Origin of the sequence: Specibacter sp. NPDC078709 (assembly GCF_040686795.1) — a bacterium.
In the GTDB taxonomy this organism is placed as follows: Bacteria; Actinomycetota; Actinomycetes; order Actinomycetales; family Micrococcaceae; genus Specibacter.
The window spans coordinates 1-1790 of record NZ_JBFBLU010000020.1; the positions used below are offsets into that span (position 1 = coordinate 1).

Genomic DNA, 1790 nt, shown 5'->3' on the forward strand with positions numbered 1-1790 from the left:
GTTGTTGTTTGAGAACTCAATAGTGTGCCAAGTTTTATTGATACCAATTTATTTATATTGAATTGGTTATTTGGTTGTGTGTTGCCGCCCCTGTGGTGATGCATGATCGTTTAGCTGGTTTCGAATTTAGTGCATGCATTCGTCATCTTTTTCCGGTGTGAGTGTGTGTGTCTGTTTATTTAGTTATTAACGGAGAGTTTGATCCTGGCTCAGGATGAACGCTGGCGGCGTGCTTAACACATGCAAGTCGAACGATGAACCCGCTTGCGGGGGATTAGTGGCGAACGGGTGAGTAACACGTGAGTAACCTGCCCTTAACTCTGGGATAAGCCTTGGAAACGGGGTCTAATACTGGATATTGACTTTACCTCGCATGGGGTTTTGTTGAAAGATTTATTGGTTTTGGATGGACTCGCGGCCTATCAGCTTGTTGGTGAGGTAATGGCTCACCAAGGCGACGACGGGTAGCCGGCCTGAGAGGGTGACCGGCCACACTGGGACTGAGACACGGCCCAGACTCCTACGGGAGGCAGCAGTGGGGAATATTGCACAATGGGCGAAAGCCTGATGCAGCGACGCCGCGTGAGGGATGACGGCCTTCGGGTTGTAAACCTCTTTCAGTAGGGAACAAGGCCAGCATTTTTGTTGGTTGAGGGTACTTGCAGAAGAAGCGCCGGCTAACTACGTGCCAGCAGCCGCGGTAATACGTAGGGCGCAAGCGTTATCCGGAATTATTGGGCGTAAAGAGCTCGTAGGCGGTTTGTCGCGTCTGCCGTGAAAGTCCGGGGCTCAACTCCGGATCTGCGGTGGGTACGGGCAGACTAGAGTGATGTAGGGGAGACTGGAATTCCTGGTGTAGCGGTGAAATGCGCAGATATCAGGAGGAACACCGATGGCGAAGGCAGGTCTCTGGGCATTAACTGACGCTGAGGAGCGAAAGCATGGGGAGCGAACAGGATTAGATACCCTGGTAGTCCATGCCGTAAACGTTGGGCACTAGGTGTGGGGGACATTCCACGTTTTCCGCGCCGTAGCTAACGCATTAAGTGCCCCGCCTGGGGAGTACGGCCGCAAGGCTAAAACTCAAAGGAATTGACGGGGGCCCGCACAAGCGGCGGAGCATGCGGATTAATTCGATGCAACGCGAAGAACCTTACCAAGGCTTGACATGAACTGGAAATACCTGGAAACAGGTGCCCCGCTTGCGGTCGGTTTACAGGTGGTGCATGGTTGTCGTCAGCTCGTGTCGTGAGATGTTGGGTTAAGTCCCGCAACGAGCGCAACCCTCGTTCTATGTTGCCAGCACGTTATGGTGGGGACTCATAGGAGACTGCCGGGGTCAACTCGGAGGAAGGTGAGGACGACGTCAAATCATCATGCCCCTTATGTCTTGGGCTTCACGCATGCTACAATGGCCGGTACAATGGGTTGCGATACTGTGAGGTGGAGCTAATCCCAAAAAGCCGGTCTCAGTTCGGATTGGGGTCTGCAACTCGACCCCATGAAGTCGGAGTCGCTAGTAATCGCAGATCAGCAACGCTGCGGTGAATACGTTCCCGGGCCTTGTACACACCGCCCGTCAAGTCACGAAAGTTGGTAACACCCGAAGCCGGTGGCCTAACCCCCTTGTGGGGAGGGAGCTGTCGAAGGTGGGACTGGCGATTGGGACTAAGTCGTAACAAGGTAGCCGTACCGGAAGGTGCGGCTGGATCACCTCCTTTCTAAGGAGCACCAAACGCCACGAGATGGCCCGCATGGGTTGTGTTGGTGGTGTGAGGAGTAAAGACCTA

1 rRNA gene is annotated in these 1790 nt (G+C 53.9%); it reads left to right on the plus strand.

The features are described 5' to 3' along the window. Positions 1–186 precede the first annotated feature (186 nt). Positions 187–1721: ribosomal RNA gene (locus AB0P14_RS17900) — 16S ribosomal RNA — on the plus strand. The last annotated feature ends 69 nt before the right edge of the window (positions 1722–1790 follow it).